Origin of the sequence: Marinomonas alcarazii (assembly GCF_003208215.1) — a bacterium.
Lineage (GTDB): Bacteria > Pseudomonadota > Gammaproteobacteria > Pseudomonadales > Marinomonadaceae > Marinomonas > Marinomonas alcarazii.
On the sequence record NZ_QKLW01000009.1, the window covers coordinates 71849 to 86797 of the forward strand.

The window sequence follows — 14949 nt, forward strand, 5'->3', positions numbered from 1 at the left end:
AATGCGCGACCACTATATTTAATAATAAAGAATTTAAAAGACATTAATAAAATGACAATAAGGAGGGCGATCATGCAGTACGAAGATCGCGTTGATGCGTTAGTCGCACCGAAAGGTTCGTTAGAAATGTTGTCTCAAGATGAGATTTCTCGTCTGTCAGAAGAATCCGGTCCCCTACATGACCTATTCCATCGTTGTGCCTTAGCGATATTGAATTGCGGCAGTGATTCAGATGATCCGCAAGCGGTTATGGAAGAGTTTAAAGATTTTGAAATTCGTATTGTGCAACAAGAGCGAGGCGTAAAACTGCAGCTGAAAAATGCACCGGGCAGTGCATTCGTTGACGGTAAGATGATCAGCAGTGTGCGTGAGATGTTATTCAGCGTATTGCGCGACATTATTTTTACCCAGCATGAGATTTTGGCCCGTGGTCTTGAAGACGCCAGCTCAGATAAATTAACCAATGTGGTGTTTGAATTACTACGTAATGCCAATGTGTTCCGCCGCATTCAAAATCCAGACATGATTGTTTGCTGGGGCGGTCACTCTATTGCTCGTCACGAGTATGATTACACCAAACGTGTGGGCCATGAGTTAGGTTTGCGTGAGCTGAATATTTGCACTGGTTGTGGACCTGGGGCAATGAAAGGGCCGATGAAAGGCGCTGCCATCGCTCACGCCAAGCAACGTATTAAAAATGGTATTTACCTAGGTTTAACGGAGCCGGGCATTATTGCAGCAGAATCTCCAAACCCGATTGTGAATCAGCTGGTGATCATGCCAGATATCGAGAAGCGTCTTGAAGCCTTTGTCCGTGCCGGACACGGTATAGTGGTTTTCCCTGGTGGTGCCGGAACCGCAGAGGAAATTCTGTATATCTTGGGGATCTTATTACACCCGAAAAATGCTGGCGTGCCTTTCCCATTGGTATTTACAGGGCCAAAAGAAAGTGCCGATTATTTTGAGCAAATACACGCTTTCATCGGTGAGGTATTAGGTTCGGAAGCGCAGAATAAATACCGTATTATTATTGAAGACGAAGTGGAAGTGGCCCGTGCCATGAAACAAGGCATGGAAGAAGTTCGCCAGTATCGTAAAGCCCATCAAGATGCGTTTTACTACAACTGGAAACTGCATATTCCAGAAGAGTTCCAATATCCGTTTGAGCCAACCCATGAAAAAGTACGTGAGTTGAATCTGCATTTCAATCAAGAAACGCATTTGCTTGCCGCGGATTTACGTCGTGCTTTTTCCTCTATCGTTGCCGGTAATGTGAAAGCGCAAGGTGTGGCGTACATCAAAGAGTTTGGGCCGTTCGAGATTCATGGCGATAAAGCGTTATTGGCGAAACTGGATGCCTTATTACAAGCGTTCGTTCGTCAGCAGCGGATGAAGTTGCCGGGCAGTGCTTATGTTCCTTGTTATAAAGTCATCACAGATTAACTGGATGGCTACTGCGCTCGTGACGCCATCCCTAGCAGGTGGTGACTGCGCTCGCCAATTCTTTGTTAATACAGTGATACTAAAAAAGGGCTTCTCGTGAAGCCCTTTTCTGTTTTTGGTTGTTGTCTATTTGCTTCGGGTTTAAGAAGAGCCTAGCCAAATACTGACCAGCCGATGCTTTCGGAGAGCGCTTCCAGTGCCGCCATGCCAGCGAGTGAGTTGCCTGACTTATTGAGTTCGGGTGACCAAACACAGACAGAAAAGCGATTTGGCACAATGGCGATAATGCCACCACCAACACCACTTTTGCCTGGCAGCCCAACGCGGTAAGCAAAGTTGCCAGCTTCGTCGTATAAGCCGCTGGTGGCGAGCAATCCATTAACTTGGGTTGTCTCTCGTGCGCTTAGCACTTGCTCACCACTGAGCTGTGAGTAGCCTTTGTTGGCAAGGAAACTAAAGGCTTTGGCAAGATCCACACAATTCATGCGCATGGCGCAGTTATCAAAGTAGCTGTGTAAAACGCTTTCTACGTCGTTTTCAAAGTTACCAAAGGCTTTCATTAAATACGCCATGGACGCATTGCGTGCACGGAATTCGTATTCTGAATCGGCAACCACTTTGTCTGAGCTTAGGTGGGAGTTATCCGCTAAGCGTCGAATGAATTCACGCATGGCGTAGTGCGGAGAAGCAAAGCGAGACTGATTCATATCACTGATGACTAATGCGCCAGCATTGATAAAGGGGTTTCTAGGTACACCTGACTCGTATTCGAGCTGCACAAGTGAATTAAACGGGTTTCCAGAAGGTTCACGTCCAACTCGCTTCCACATGTCTTCGCCATAGTGTTTGATGGCAAGGGTCAAGCTAAAGACTTTAGAGATACTTTGAATAGAAAAGTCTGTATAGGCTTGGCCTGCGTGATAGAGCTGACCATCGTTACTGTAGATGGCAATACCAAATTGGTTGGGATCGACATTCGCCAGCGCGGGAATGTAATCTGCGACTTTGCCTAAACCGATTAATGGTTTTACTTTTTGTTCTATTGAATTTAGTAGATCTTCCACGAGGTTCTCAGTGTTATTCTTTTATGGCAAGTGAATGAGTCGGTACTTAGCTGGGTGGCTAGTATAGGTATTTACTGGAAGATTTCTAGCAAATTTGGTGCTTTTGTCGATACTTTCAGACACACCGTTTATGAATCTGGTGTGTCTGAAAGTAGAAGGTCTTTAGTTGCTTTTCGTTTTTTGTATATGTTCTACATGTAGATTAATTAACTGCCCTGAAATCGTCGCGCTGTTGGGAATATTTGGTAAGTCATCAATTGAGTACCAGTTGGCTTCTTCTATTTCACCTGGCGCAGGGGTGATGTCACCACTTTCATAATCCGCAAAAAAACCGGCCATTAACTGATGTGGGAAAGACCAAGGCTGGCTGCTTACATAGCGAATGTTGGTGACTTCTAAACCGACTTCTTCTCTAATTTCTCTTGCCACAGCTTGTTCTAAGGTTTCCCCTGCTTCGACAAACCCCGCAATATTACTGAATCTGTCTTTCGGTGCTTGTGGGCCACGAGCAAGTAGAATTTGATCGCCTTTGCGGATCGATATAATGACGCAAGGGGAAATGCGAGGATAATGACGTAGGTTGCACGTCTGGCATATTTTTGTGTGCTCAGCTGGGTGTCTTTCTTTCATTGGCGAGCCACATCGACCACAAAACTGATGATCACGATCCCATGTTGATAGCTGGTGTGCGCGGCTTAATAAAATGTAATGGTGTTGGTCTTGTAAGAAGAGCAGCTCTCTTAGACCCATTTCAGAGAAGCCTTTGGGGATAGATTCAAAGCGACACACGAAGATATCCTGACCATGCCATTTGCCACAGTAGATGGCGCTCATTTTTGAGTTAGGTTGGAAGTGTGTAAAAGGCGTAAGAAATTGATTTTCTGACTCTACTAATACTTGGTTGCGATGTAGCAAAATATAGAGCGCATCTTGATGGGGAAGAGGGTGTGTTTGAGTACCTATTTCTAACATGTGATTGCTCGGTTTGCGTCTAAAAGAATTACGCTAACGCGATCATCTTCTAGACGCAATAACCTAGGTAGATTTAATTCCAGTCGAGAATCACTTTTCCTGATTTGCCAGACTCCATGGTTCCGAAGCCTTGCTGAAAGTCATCAATATCAAAGCGATGGGTGATAATTGGGCTGATGTCTAAGCCAGATTGAAGCATGGCAACCATCTTGTACCAAGTCTCATACATTTCTCGTCCATAAATGCCTTTGATGATAAGACCTTTAAAAATGACCTGATTCCAGTCGATTAAAGTGTCTTTTCCTGGAATGCCTAACATGGCAATTTTTCCGCCATGGTTCATGCATTCCAGCATGGAGCGAAACGCCGTGTCATTGCCAGACATTTCTAAGCCCACATCGAAGCCTTCGTGCATGTCTATTTCACTCATGACGTCTTTTAATGATTCACGACTGGCGTTAACGGTACGAGTCGCCCCCATTTTTTTCGCCAGATCCAGACGGAAGTCGTTCACATCGGTAATCACCACATTGCGCGCACCGACGTGCTTAGCAATAGCCGCGGCCATGGCGCCAATGGGGCCAGCGCCTGTGATTAAAACGTCTTCACCGATTAGGTCGAAAGACAGGGCAGTATGAGTGGCGTTGCCAAACGGGTCGAATATCGCTGCCATGTCATCGCTGATGTTATCTGGAATTTTGAATGCGTTACTGGCTGGAATGACCAAGTATTCGGCAAAAGCGCCAGTGCGATTGACGCCAACGCCAAGGGTTCTTCGGCATAGATGGCGACGACCTGCACGACAGTTGCGGCAATGTCCACATGTAATATGGCCTTCTCCAGAAACGCGGTCACCGATCTTGAATCCAGACACTTCTGGCCCTATTTCGGTGATCACACCAACAAACTCATGACCAACTGTCATGGGTACTGGAATGGTGTTCTGTGCCCAATCGTCCCATTGATAGATGTGCATGTCTGTTCCACAGATTGCCGTTTTGCTTATTTTGATCACGACATCGTTATGTCCGCATTCGGGACGCGGTACGTCTGTCATCCAAATGCCTTTTTCTGCGTGAAGTTTCGCAAGCGTTTTCATTATTTACTTCCTTTAATAATGCCCATCTCGCGCCCGACCTTAGCAAAGGCGGCTATGGCGCGATCAAGTTGTTCCGTTGTGAGTGATGCTGACATTTGTGTGCGAATTCTGGCTTTGCCCATAGGTACGACGGGATAAGCAAATCCTGTCACAAATATTCCTTCTCTATATAGCGCATTTGCCATCTCTTGTGCGAGTTTCGCATCGCCTAAAATAACAGGAATGATTGGATGATCGCCAGGGACTAGGTTAAAGCCTAAAGCGCTCATTTGGGTGCGGAAGTGTTGGCTATTGGCTTTTAATTGCTTGCGAGCAGAATCTCCTTGCTTGAGGGATTCGATAATGTTTAAGCTGGTGGCGGTAATCACAGGCGCCAGTGAGTTCGAAAACAAATAAGGGCGAGAGCGTTGGCGTAACCAGTCGACAATGTTTTTAGAAGCGCTGGTGTAGCCACCAGAAGCGCCACCTAGGGCTTTACCTAATGTGCCAGTGATAATGTCGACACGACCTAGTACATCGCAATACTCATGGCTACCACGACCATTTTCGCCCAAAAAGCCTACCGCATGGGAGTCGTCAACCATAACTAATGCATCGTACTGGTCTGCAAGGTCGCAGATAGATTTAAGGTCGGCAATGATACCGTCCATAGAAAACACGCCATCCGTGACAATTAATTTGGTTTTAGCACCATCTATATCCGCTTGTTGAAGTTTCGCTTCCAGTTCTTTCATGTCGTTATTGGCGTAGCGATAGCGTTTTGCTTTACATAAACGAATGCCATCAATAATGCTGGCGTGATTGAGCGCATCACTGATGACGGCATCTTCTTCATTCAGCAATGTTTCAAATAAGCCGCCGTTTGCGTCAAAGCAAGAGGAATACAAAATGGTGTCTTCCATTTGCAAAAAGTCGCTTAGGCTTTTTTCTAATTGGGTGTGTATGTTTTGTGTACCGCAAATAAAGCGAACAGAAGCCATGCCGTACCCGTATTCATCCAGTGCTTGATGGGCGGCTTGAGTGACATGCTTATCGTTTGCCAAGCCAAGGTAATTGTTCGCGCAAAGATTGATTAGAGGCGTTTTATCGGCGGTAGTAATTTGGCTGGCTTGTGGCGTGATAAGCGGACGCTCTATTTTATAAAGGCCTTCTTGCTTAAGTGTTTGAAGTTGGTTTTCCAGATTTTTGTAAAAAGTGGATTTGCTCATGTTCTTTCCTCTTGTGGAGATTAGCATTCCCTTTTGTGATGGATCCTTTATGTCTATTGAGTGTAGGAGGGTGCCTTCAATATGAGTAGATGCAGTGACATCATAAAGCAGGCATAACAGTTTCGGTTTTTGAATGGCTGGTCATGTTTGCCGTTCGTCCGTAGAATGTGGGCAAATATTAAGCAAAGAGGAAACCACATGTTGTCAAAGGTTCATTACAGCATCTTACTTGGTGCGTTGAGCGCAAGCATGGCCGCTCAAGCTCAGGATTATTTACCGGTTCTGCAATATCATCATGTAAGTGCCAGTTCACCTAAATCGACTTCTGTTACACCAGAACAATTTACTGAACATATGGATTACCTAAAAAATGCAGGCTTTCAAGTAGTCGATCTACGTTCTGCGTTAGACGATTTAAAAGCCAATAAGCCATTGCCCGAGAAATCCGTCGCTATTTCGTTTGATGACGCTTATCGCAATATTTACCAAGCTGGCTTCCCAATCTTAAAGGAAAGGAATTTTCCTTTTACTGTGTTTATCAACTCAGAACCAGTAGAGCGTAAGAGCCGTAGCTTTTTAACATGGGAGCAGATGAAAGAGATGGAGCAGTTTGGCGGTGTGTTCGCCAACCATACGATTAGCCATCCTTATATGTTGCGCAAAGAGAAAGGCGAAACGGATGAGGCCTGGATGTCACGCATGGAAAAGGAAGTGGATACGGTAGAAAGTTTGCTTGTGAAGCATCTTGGAAGCTCACCGAAGATGTTGGCTTACCCATATGGCGAATCAAATGGAAGGATTCGAAGCATGATGGCAGAAAAGGGCATTATGGCATTCGGTCAGCAGTCTGGTGTGGTAAGTGCCGATTCGGACTTTGAAAACCTGCCGCGTTTTCCAGCCTCAGGTGCTTATGCCAAGCTATCAACATTAAAAACAAAGCTGAACGCGAAACCTATGCCTCTTTTATCTGAAAATGCGGGTGGCGATTACGCTGGTGAAGAGCCTGTTTCGATTAACCTGACTTTTAAAGAGGGCAAGTATCGTTTAAAAGACTTGGCGTGCTATGTGTCCGGTCAAGGAAAGGCGACTCTTGAGTGGGTTTCTGAAAGAGAAGTGAAGGCAACTGCTAGCAAGCCTTTTGGCGTAGGCCGTGGCCGTATTAACTGCACTATGCCTGATAATTCGGGCAAGCATTATTACTGGTATTCCAATGTATGGATCCGTTCTTCTGCTGATCAGGGCTATGTGAGTGAAAAAAGTTAAACTTTTTTAAAAAAGAGGTTGCACTGAAATTTCAAATCAGTATTATACACCTCGCTCGCAACGGAGGGGTGGCAGAGCGGTTTAATGCACCAGTCTTGAAAACTGGCGTAGGTTAATAGCCTACCGAGAGTTCGAATCTCTCCTCCTCCGCCATCTTCTAAAGATGGTAGTTGTAAGCAAGATAAAATATTAGTTCCTCGATAGCTCAGTTGGTAGAGCAAATGACTGTTAATCATTGGGTCACTGGTTCGAGTCCAGTTCGAGGAGCCATTCGGAGTATAGCGCAGTCTGGTAGCGCGCCTGCTTTGGGAGCAGGATGTCGGGGGTTCGAATCCCTCTACTCCGACCATTTATTTTATCATCATCATTAGTAATGGTGGGCGTAGCTCAGTTGGTAGAGCTCCGGATTGTGATTCCGGCGGTCGTGGGTTCAAGCCCCATCGTCCACCCCATTACTAGATAGTTGGGTCGTTAGCTCAGTTGGTAGAGCAGTTGACTTTTAATCAATTGGTCACTGGTTCGAATCCAGTACGACCCACCAACTATCTCTATACAGAATTCTAGTCTGATTAATTCCTCGATAGCTCAGTTGGTAGAGCAAATGACTGTTAATCATTGGGTCACTGGTTCGAGTCCAGTTCGAGGAGCCAATCGGAGTATAGCGCAGTCTGGTAGCGCGCCTGCTTTGGGAGCAGGATGTCGGGAGTTCGAATCTCTCTACTCCGACCATTAATAAATCAGCATAAAAATTATGAGCGGGTCGTTAGCTCAGTTGGTAGAGCAGTTGACTTTTAATCAATTGGTCACTGGTTCGAATCCAGTACGACCCACCATTCTTCTCATAATTATCTCTTCTATGTCCTAAAATCCTCATCTACGTATTGTTTTCTTCATAGAAAGCTTCAAAATCGTCTATCGTCTATCGTCTATCGTCTATCGTCTATCGTCTATCGTCTATCGTCTATCGTCTATCGTCTATCGTCTATCGTCTATCGTCTATCGTCTATCGTCTATCGTCTATCGTCTATCGTCTATCTATCGTAGGTGCTTGTGATCGCTGTGGTAAGGTGGTTGTTGGGGGTTGGGTGATCTTTTCGGGCTTCTTAGGTCTGCAGGATGCAAAGCGTGCTTACTGGTTTCTTAGCTATATAATACTGATTGTTTTGTGAGGGGTGTGGTTAACTCGAATGGACTCTTATGTGTGGCTGCGATGATTGCATGTAATGTCGTTTTTGGGTGATGTCAGGAAGAGGTTGGTGTTGTTTAGGGTTGTGTGTGATGTAGATGGCGTTATTGTGGTGCAATAAAGTAGGTTGGATTGATGGTTTTTTGTGTTGGTTAAATAAGAGGTTTTTTTTGGTTGTGATGAGTAAGGGTTGTTTTCTAGATGGGTGTATTTTGGCTGTGAACGTTTGTTGTTGTGAGTGAGATTTGGGAATTTGATTTTGTATTGCAGAGGATGAGATGTTGAATCTTAAGAAGATACTGCTAATGGTGGAGGGAGGTGGATTCGAACCACCGAAACTTTCGTGGCAGATTTACAATCTGCTCCCTTTGGCCACTCGGGAACCCCTCCACAGCAGCGCGACGTATAATATACATCGCGCTTTACTATGTAAACAGTTTTTTAAGATTTATTTAGCAATTTCTCTAATTTTGCTTTCATGCGCTCTTCAGGAGACAGGTTATCGTAAATGTCTTCCTGTTTAGGGGCGCTTTTAGCGGGCTTAGGTTTTGAATTTGCTTTGTTTTTAGCTTGTGTCTTTGGTTTGCTGCTACGAGCTGGTTGAGAGGTTTTCTCTCTGGCTGGTCGGCTCGTTGTCGCCGTTTTAGCTTTTGCTGGAATCATGGACTCAGGAAGGGCTGGCTCGTTGTTTACAGCAACACCTTCTAGGTCTATCCGTGGTTGGCCTGACAGTAAGCATTTTTTGTATCTGTCTGAGCGCGTATAAGCGGCTAGGGCGCGTTTTTGCTTGCTAGCGTTGAAGTCATCGTCCAGAACCATGTCTTTGTCTATGCCGACTTTCAGGGGCTTAGGTTGATTCCAGTCAAACGCTTTCGGATAACGGTCTTCGAGCATTTTGATTAGGCGGCGATTGTTTTTCTGGTTTTTTTGACGCTTTTTTTGTTCTGGCGTCAATGTCGCTGCTTCTGTCGTGCTGTCACTTGCTTCTTGTACGCTAGTGTCGTTATCGACTAGTTTGTCGTCTTCTTGCAAGCCGTTAAGCTCTGTTTGTTGTGTGGTCATGTAATCAATCTGTTCTGTTGTCGTGGTTGTGGTGCTGTTATCAGCATGCTCGTGCATTAAGTCAAAATCGAGTTGGTATTCTACTCTATCTTGCTCTTTTACTTGCTCGGGGGCTGGCGCTGTACTTAAAAGGTCGAGAGAGTCTTCAATATAAAGCTGCAGTTGATCTTCTGTTGAGCGGTCGGCCATGTGTTGTAGCAAATCCATTGAGGCACTGTATTCAATGGAGGTGGATGTTTTTTCTTGTAGTTTTTGTATTTCCTCGTTCGCTGATTTTAGCTGCTCTGTTAGCCAGTTGATTTTAGCTTCGAGTTTTGCAATAAGTTGTTCCATAGAAACACAAGGCTCAATTTTTTATTGGGGTCAGCGGAATTTGTGGTGCATTACTTATGCCAAGCATTTCTTTTCGCTGATCCTCATTTGGTAGTGTAATGGGGATATTCTTTCCACTTTGCCACCAAGCGTAAGTCGTTGTGATTAAAGCGCTAGTGATGAAAAAAGGTAATAGTTTCATCTTGCTTAGAAAGTGAGTCCTGCACCAACCATGACATGCTTGTCATAGGTGTCACTGCTGCTGTTTAGTATTTTCACAAAAATATCTAAACGAGATACATCGGAAATCCCTATGCGAAAGCCTGCTTCTGGGTAGTAAACGGTCTCATCGAAGAATGAGACGCCTCCACCGATGAATGACCACATAGGGATCCCTGGTAAGATTTGCAATGCAGGTGTTGAGCTATAATAGCGCGCGCCTAAAGAGACAGAGTTCTCGAATGTTTCTCCGATAACAAAGGATAACCCACCATAAAAAGACACGTTTTCTGGCAGGGTGTACTCCATTGATGCACTTAGAATGGAGGTGACATTTGTTTCACCTTCATCCGTTGTCGGTCGCGCAGCTGTCGATGAGAAATTTACTAAACTCGCAATTTGACCTTCAGCGGATGCGTGTGCACTAACTAAAACTAAAGTTGCAAGTAAAAGTGATTTCATTGTTTTTCATCCATCTGATTTAAGCGGTTCAACATCTGAGAAAGAGACGATTCCCAGTTAGATTGTTGTTCTTTTGTTTGATTTAGAGTGCTTTGGATTTCGCTTTTTTCTTCACTCAGTTCGTAGTTTTGCATCTCTAATTCTGATATGCGTTTACGTAGTGAGCCAATTTCTTCTACAGCTTCGTTGATGCGTTGCTCTAGGTGGTGTAGTAATTCGTTATTCATTGTACTGTCCTAAAAAAATAAAGCGGCCTTCGTGTATAGGCATTGTTTTGTAAAGTTACCAAGCAATCACGACATCTTGTTGTTGCACGTTCAAAATGTGAGAGTCAACAACCAGTTCTCCAACCGAAAAGTTAGGTTGGACCTGTTTAATTGTAACACTGATATTAGCATTATTCAGCTGAGTTTGAGATGACTGCAGCTGATTGAACACTTCATAACGGCGATACACATTGAATTTATCACCTTGTTTGATTCCTGACAAAGATCCTGCTGATATATGGATCCTGTTGCCCTCAGTTCGGAAAATATTAGCAATAAAAGGTTGGCAACGTAACTGGTTGCTTGTGTCTAATGCACTTTCTTTTAAGGCTTGTTGTACCACTTTTCCGTAATGAATAGACCAAAACTTGGCGCTGCCAAAGCCTACTTTAGCATGGTCAGAAATGTCCCAGTTACCTATTTCGTCATAACGTTGCTCAAATAGTAGGGCACCGCTGAATCCGTCATAGATATAGATATCGACCACAAAGTTTCTTTCTTTATCAATTTCTTCATCAAGAAGGTCTTTTGAATTTTTGTCGTCTGGAAATCTTAGATAAACCTCTCCAATGTCTCTAATGACACCGCTGACAATGTACTGAACTCCTAACTGCTCGCTAATTCTTGTCACGTTAGTCAGAGAGCCGTCATAGTTAGTGGAAGAGGGAGCATTGATTAAATCTGGGTAGATGGCAATGTTGGTGGCGGTTAACGCCCTTAAGTAGCCTTGTTTATTTATTTCATCGGCGAGGTCTTTAGGGAGTTCTCTGGATATATTGCTTAGCCCGCCCAATCTTGCTTGTAGTGGGTCTTGCAGCTCAAATCCGGTTATGCCAACGGTTTTTTTATAATAACTAGTAGGGCCAGTGCTGCATTGAGAGTCTGGGGTAACGTCGACACGAGCAATAATGCGAAGGAAGTCACCATTTTGTTCTTCAGATAAAATTCTCGCTTTTTGAACATAGCCAGAACTGCGAATTTCTAAGTTGGACTCAAGTTCTCCATTGTTTAACGCATCTTTGATATTGACTCTAGATCCAGACTCTAAAACTGCTTGCTTAATGGCTTGTTGGGTTGCTCTGTAACGGGCGTCAGCAATATCGTTGTTGTATATAACGGCTTCGCCAACCGCGTCTACGCTTTTGGCGAGGGTTATGTTTGGCAATAAAAATGCCAAAGCGACGAATATTATGCGTTTTAAAATCAACATTAGTTATTCAATGCTATAAAAATTTGCAGTAGGTGCCGAGTTTTGCACGTCGACAGAACGATATCCAGGCTGAACCCTGCAATTTGGATTTGCTTGGATGTTTCCAGAGTTAACACATTCACGGAAGTTTTCCTGCAATGCCATTTCCACTATGGTTTCGAAAGTGCCGTCTTCATGCTCTCGCTGAGAAATTACCTTTGCGCCTACTAAGTAAGCATCCACGTAAGTTCTAAGCTCATCGTTTTGCATTACCATGTTGCTGAGGGAGCTTGAACCATCAATTTTTAAGCCGTAAACACGTTCAGAAAGGTTTCGATAAGCATCTAGCATGGAGCTGCGTAGTGACATGATGCGAGCTTGGGATTTAGTGAGGCGTTTATTGGTCATCATGGCAGCATAGCCTGTAGCCGTTACTATGATGGGTTCTTTTTTAATGACAGAAACAGAGTTGTTTGTGTTAACAGCCCTGTTTTGTGTGTAGCCAGTGCTAGGTCCGGTATTAAAATTGTTTCCGTTACAAGGAGCAACCGTGGTACATGGCGTTCCATTGGGGTCTTGCTGATAAAGGTTTTGACACCCTGCAAGCATGAGTGCACCTATGGCTATAAAGAAAATACGAAGTGATACTGTCATGGTGGTGCCCTTTGTATGGAAGTCTTTTTCTCAATATTCTGCGTTTTAAAGTAGTACTTGTTGTACCGTTACTTTACCTAATCGGTCATTTGTTGCAGGTCTTAAGGATTTACTGTGTATTGAAAATACTTTTTGTTTTCAATATGGCAAATCTAATGCACAAAATGTAAACCATTTTACGCTCTAGCGTCCATGTTTGAGCGCTTAAAAAAGCACTTTTTCTTTGTTTTTGATAGTAAATATCCTCATATCGTTAATTTTATAACGTTTTCAGGCGAGTTTTGTGTCGAGGGTCGTTTTTCGCATTGTTCATTTTCTCTTTTGTGCTTGATGAAAGTAGAGGTTGCTTAGTAGTATACTGTTTTTTTATACAGTGCTTTAATTATGTCGCTAAATAGAAAAATTATACACATTGACGCTGATTGTTTTTATGCGGCCGTTGAGATGCGAGATGATCCTAGTTTGCGCGATAAGCCTATTGCTATTGGTGGGCCTGAAAATAGTCGTAGTGTACTTGCTACTGCAAATTATGCGGCTCGCGTTTATGGGGTGCGTTCGGCTATGCCGACTTCGGTCGCGAAGCGTCTTTGTCCTGCCTTACTTGTTTTGCCTGGTGATATGAAGAAATACCGAACGGCTTCTGAGCAGATGCACGCTATTTTTCGAGAATTTACCGATATTATTGAGCCACTGTCGTTAGATGAAGCCTATCTTGATGTGACTAATTCGGTTGACTTCCAAGGCAGTGCAACGCGAATTGCTCATGAAATAAAGGTTCGAATTTTCCGTGAGGTAGGAATTACCGTTTCTGCTGGTGTTGCGACCAATAAGTTTATTGCTAAGGTAGCGAGCGATTGGAATAAGCCTGATGGGCTGACCGTCGTGACGCCAGAGACGCAACTTGAATTTGTTTCTGATATACCCGTGAAAGCCATTTCGGGGATTGGTCGAGTTGCGCAAGAACGATTAGCGGCTTTGGGTGTGTTTAAGTGCGCAGATTTACAGAAGTTGGATTTTGCTTTGTTGCAGAAGAGCTTTGGTAGTATGGCTTATCGTTTGTCTCAACTTGCTTTGGGGATCGATGATCGCCCTGTGGTGATTTCTAGAGAAAGAAAAAGTGTCTCTGTAGAGCATACATTTGCGAAAGATTTGTTGGACCTCAAGGAGTGTCGTGCGGTTTTGCCTATGCTGTTGGCTGATTTGAAAAAACGCATGAAAGGTCGAGACTATGAATCTCAGCTGAGTAAATATTACCTAAAAATTAAGTTCGATGATTTTAAGCAAACAACGATTGAGCGCCCAATCAAGGGGAAATTATCAGAAGACGCTTTTTCTGAATTGTTACAACTGGCCTTTTCTAGATCGCCACGTTCAGTGCGCCTAATTGGTGTGGGTTATCGTTTGACGCCCCCGCAGCCGTACCAATTGAATTTACCTTTTACTTCCTAATGTAAAAAACAATCAAGAATCGAGTCGTTTACTATACTTAAATGATGACCCTTACGGAGGTGCTCGTTATGTTTAAGCAACAGAGTGATTTTGATTTCGTAAATTTAAGTATGCCTGACACATTATCTCACCGATTGCGGTTCGAAGTTGAACAGACGTTAAGTTGTTTGTATGCAGATGCTGCCTTGGTAGATCAAATGGATCGGTTGTATTTGCCTTTCTCTTATTGGTTGAGTCAAAAAGCACATGCAGGGCAAGGCCCCTTAATTGTCGGAGTGGGTGGTGCGCAAGGTTGTGGAAAAACGACTTTTTGTAGTGTTGTCAGCCGCATTCTTAATAAAGGTTTTGACCTAAACTGTGTGGTGATCAGTTTAGATGATTTATACAGTACACAGCACGACAGAATGAAGTTTGCTAGCCAAACCTCGCCCATGTTTGCTGTGCGTGGTGTGCCTGGCACCCATGATGTCCGCTTTGCTTTAAGCTTATTTGACCGATTGCATAATCTGAAAGAGGGTGAGGTGATGAAGTTCCCTTGCTTCGATAAGTCGATCGATGACAGAAAATCGGTACATTTGTGGAAAGAGGTTCAGGGCCCTGTCGATGTGGTGTTGTTTGAAGGCTGGTGTGTTGGTGCGCCACCTATGACTGATGTGATGAGTTCGCCCATGAATGCGCTTGAAAAAGAGAAGGATGCGCAAGGGATTTGGCGAAATAAGGTGAATCAATTTTTAGAAGAGGACTATAAAACGTTATTTTCTAAGATTGACCTAATGGCTTGGATGCAGGCGCCTAGCTATGACGTTGTATATCATTGGCGTAATAAACAGGAGCGAATGCTGGAGAGTCATCTCCATGATATTCATGGGATTTTGCTTGATACTATTGATCTAAAAGTAATGTCTTCAACGGAACTGAAGGAATTCATGCAGTATTATGAAAGATTGACCCGACATATGTTGGCGGTCATGCCGAATAGGGCAGATGTTTTGTTCACGCTAAGTGACAAGCAAGAAGTTATGAGTATGCGTTTTCCGGTAGAGCACTAACTTCTTGTGAGCGCTGGAATGAATAACGATACCATGCAAAAAAGTCAGAGTG

At 43.9% G+C, this 14949-nt stretch carries 13 protein-coding genes and 9 tRNA genes; 12 read left to right on the forward strand and 10 right to left on the reverse strand.

What is annotated here, in order from left to right; all coding sequences use genetic code 11:
- The first annotated feature begins 72 nt into the window (after positions 1-72).
- Positions 73-1443, forward strand: a complete 1371-nt coding sequence (gene ppnN / locus DFP75_RS15350) for a nucleotide 5'-monophosphate nucleosidase PpnN (RefSeq protein ID WP_110576939.1) — start codon at positions 73-75, stop codon at positions 1441-1443.
- Between the two features lie 152 nt (positions 1444-1595).
- Here the strand turns inward: ppnN and glsB are convergent, their stop codons facing one another.
- From glsB to DFP75_RS15370, 4 genes are all read right to left on the reverse strand, one after another.
- The gene (gene glsB, locus DFP75_RS15355) at positions 1596-2507 is read right to left on the reverse strand and encodes a glutaminase B (protein WP_110576940.1); all 912 of its coding nucleotides are present in this window, start codon (positions 2505-2507) and stop codon (positions 1596-1598) included.
- A 162-nt stretch (positions 2508-2669) separates the two neighbouring features.
- Positions 2670-3479 (reverse strand): NAD(+) diphosphatase, encoded by an 810-nt coding sequence (gene nudC, locus DFP75_RS15360; protein WP_110576941.1) that lies wholly within the window; start codon positions 3477-3479, stop codon positions 2670-2672.
- Between the two features lie 73 nt (positions 3480-3552).
- Positions 3553-4578, reverse strand: a complete 1026-nt coding sequence (gene tdh / locus DFP75_RS15365) for an L-threonine 3-dehydrogenase (RefSeq protein WP_110576942.1) — start codon at positions 4576-4578, stop codon at positions 3553-3555.
- Positions 4578-5786: a glycine C-acetyltransferase gene (locus DFP75_RS15370; RefSeq protein ID WP_110576943.1), complete on the reverse strand. Its 1209-nt coding sequence runs from the start codon at positions 5784-5786 to the stop codon at positions 4578-4580. The genes tdh and DFP75_RS15370 overlap by 1 nt, the downstream gene beginning before the upstream one ends.
- A gap of 198 nt (positions 5787-5984) precedes the next feature.
- On the opposite strand from DFP75_RS15370, the gene DFP75_RS15375 reads away from it, so the two are divergent.
- The 9 genes from DFP75_RS15375 to DFP75_RS15415 all read left to right on the forward strand — a co-directional run bounded on the left by DFP75_RS15375 (position 5985) and on the right by DFP75_RS15415 (position 7882).
- Complete coding sequence (locus DFP75_RS15375) at positions 5985-7049, forward strand: polysaccharide deacetylase family protein (RefSeq protein WP_110576944.1); 1065 nt, start codon at positions 5985-5987, stop codon at positions 7047-7049.
- Between the two features lie 62 nt (positions 7050-7111).
- Positions 7112-7202: transfer RNA gene (locus DFP75_RS15380), tRNA-Ser, on the forward strand.
- Between the two features lie 41 nt (positions 7203-7243).
- Positions 7244-7319 (forward strand) — tRNA-Asn (locus DFP75_RS15385).
- Positions 7320-7321: 2 nt separating this feature from the next.
- Positions 7322-7398 (forward strand) — tRNA-Pro (locus tag DFP75_RS15390).
- 27 nt (positions 7399-7425) lie between these two features.
- Positions 7426-7501 (forward strand) — tRNA-His (locus tag DFP75_RS15395).
- Positions 7502-7514: 13 nt separating this feature from the next.
- Positions 7515-7590, forward strand: a tRNA-Lys gene (locus DFP75_RS15400).
- A 33-nt stretch (positions 7591-7623) separates the two neighbouring features.
- A tRNA-Asn gene (locus tag DFP75_RS15405) sits at positions 7624-7699 on the forward strand.
- A 2-nt stretch (positions 7700-7701) separates the two neighbouring features.
- Positions 7702-7778 (forward strand) — tRNA-Pro (locus DFP75_RS15410).
- Positions 7779-7806: 28 nt separating this feature from the next.
- A tRNA-Lys gene (locus DFP75_RS15415) sits at positions 7807-7882 on the forward strand.
- Positions 7883-8541: 659 nt separating this feature from the next.
- On the opposite strand, the gene DFP75_RS15420 is transcribed toward DFP75_RS15415, so the two are convergent.
- The 6 genes from DFP75_RS15420 to DFP75_RS15445 form a co-directional block, all read right to left on the reverse strand.
- Positions 8542-8625, reverse strand: a tRNA-Tyr gene (locus DFP75_RS15420).
- A gap of 51 nt (positions 8626-8676) precedes the next feature.
- Positions 8677-9630 (reverse strand): ProQ/FINO family protein, encoded by a 954-nt coding sequence (locus DFP75_RS15425; RefSeq protein WP_110576945.1) that lies wholly within the window; start codon positions 9628-9630, stop codon positions 8677-8679.
- Positions 9631-9816: 186 nt separating this feature from the next.
- A complete protein-coding gene (locus tag DFP75_RS15430; protein ID WP_110576946.1) occupies positions 9817-10290 on the reverse strand; it encodes a hypothetical protein in 474 nt (157 codons plus the stop codon).
- The gene (locus DFP75_RS15435; protein ID WP_110576947.1) at positions 10287-10517 is read right to left on the reverse strand and encodes a cell division protein ZapB; all 231 of its coding nucleotides are present in this window, start codon (positions 10515-10517) and stop codon (positions 10287-10289) included. Before DFP75_RS15435 ends, DFP75_RS15430 begins: the two co-directional genes overlap by 4 nt.
- A 55-nt stretch (positions 10518-10572) precedes the next feature.
- Positions 10573-11766, reverse strand: coding sequence for a flagellar assembly protein FlgT (locus DFP75_RS15440; protein ID WP_110576948.1), 1194 nt, complete (start codon positions 11764-11766; stop codon positions 10573-10575).
- 3 nt (positions 11767-11769) lie between these two features.
- On the reverse strand, positions 11770-12399 hold the full coding sequence (locus DFP75_RS15445) for an LPP20 family lipoprotein (protein WP_110576949.1): 630 nt from the start codon (positions 12397-12399) through the stop codon (positions 11770-11772).
- A gap of 384 nt (positions 12400-12783) precedes the next feature.
- Here DFP75_RS15445 and dinB point away from each other — a divergent pair, with 384 nt between their 5' ends.
- Both dinB and DFP75_RS15455 read left to right on the forward strand, forming a co-directional pair.
- Complete coding sequence (gene dinB / locus DFP75_RS15450) at positions 12784-13848, forward strand: DNA polymerase IV (protein ID WP_110576950.1); 1065 nt, start codon at positions 12784-12786, stop codon at positions 13846-13848.
- A 68-nt stretch (positions 13849-13916) separates the two neighbouring features.
- Positions 13917-14897, forward strand: a complete 981-nt coding sequence (locus tag DFP75_RS15455) for a hypothetical protein (RefSeq protein WP_110576951.1) — start codon at positions 13917-13919, stop codon at positions 14895-14897.
- Positions 14898-14949 lie beyond the last annotated feature (52 nt).

Bases quoted from the DNA above. Each gene is read 5' to 3' on its own strand.
- DFP75_RS15425 (WP_110576945.1), bottom strand. From the start codon at position 9,630: ATGGAACAACTTATTGCAAAACTCGAAGCTAAAATCAACTGGCTAACA.
- DFP75_RS15455 (WP_110576951.1), top strand. From the start codon at position 13,917: ATGTTTAAGCAACAGAGTGATTTTGATTTCGTAAATTTAAGTATGCCT.
- tdh (WP_110576942.1), bottom strand. From the start codon at position 4,578: ATGAAAACGCTTGCGAAACTTCACGCAGAAAAAGGCATTTGGATGACA.
- DFP75_RS15370 (WP_110576943.1), bottom strand. From the start codon at position 5,786: ATGAGCAAATCCACTTTTTACAAAAATCTGGAAAACCAACTTCAAACA.
- dinB (WP_110576950.1), top strand. From the start codon at position 12,784: ATGTCGCTAAATAGAAAAATTATACACATTGACGCTGATTGTTTTTAT.
- DFP75_RS15440 (WP_110576948.1), bottom strand. From the start codon at position 11,766: ATGTTGATTTTAAAACGCATAATATTCGTCGCTTTGGCATTTTTATTG.
- DFP75_RS15445 (WP_110576949.1), bottom strand. From the start codon at position 12,399: ATGACAGTATCACTTCGTATTTTCTTTATAGCCATAGGTGCACTCATG.
- DFP75_RS15430 (WP_110576946.1), bottom strand. From the start codon at position 10,290: ATGAAATCACTTTTACTTGCAACTTTAGTTTTAGTTAGTGCACACGCA.
- ppnN (WP_110576939.1), top strand. From the start codon at position 73: ATGCAGTACGAAGATCGCGTTGATGCGTTAGTCGCACCGAAAGGTTCG.
- DFP75_RS15375 (WP_110576944.1), top strand. From the start codon at position 5,985: ATGTTGTCAAAGGTTCATTACAGCATCTTACTTGGTGCGTTGAGCGCA.
- nudC (WP_110576941.1), bottom strand. From the start codon at position 3,479: ATGTTAGAAATAGGTACTCAAACACACCCTCTTCCCCATCAAGATGCG.
- DFP75_RS15435 (WP_110576947.1), bottom strand. From the start codon at position 10,517: ATGAATAACGAATTACTACACCACCTAGAGCAACGCATCAACGAAGCT.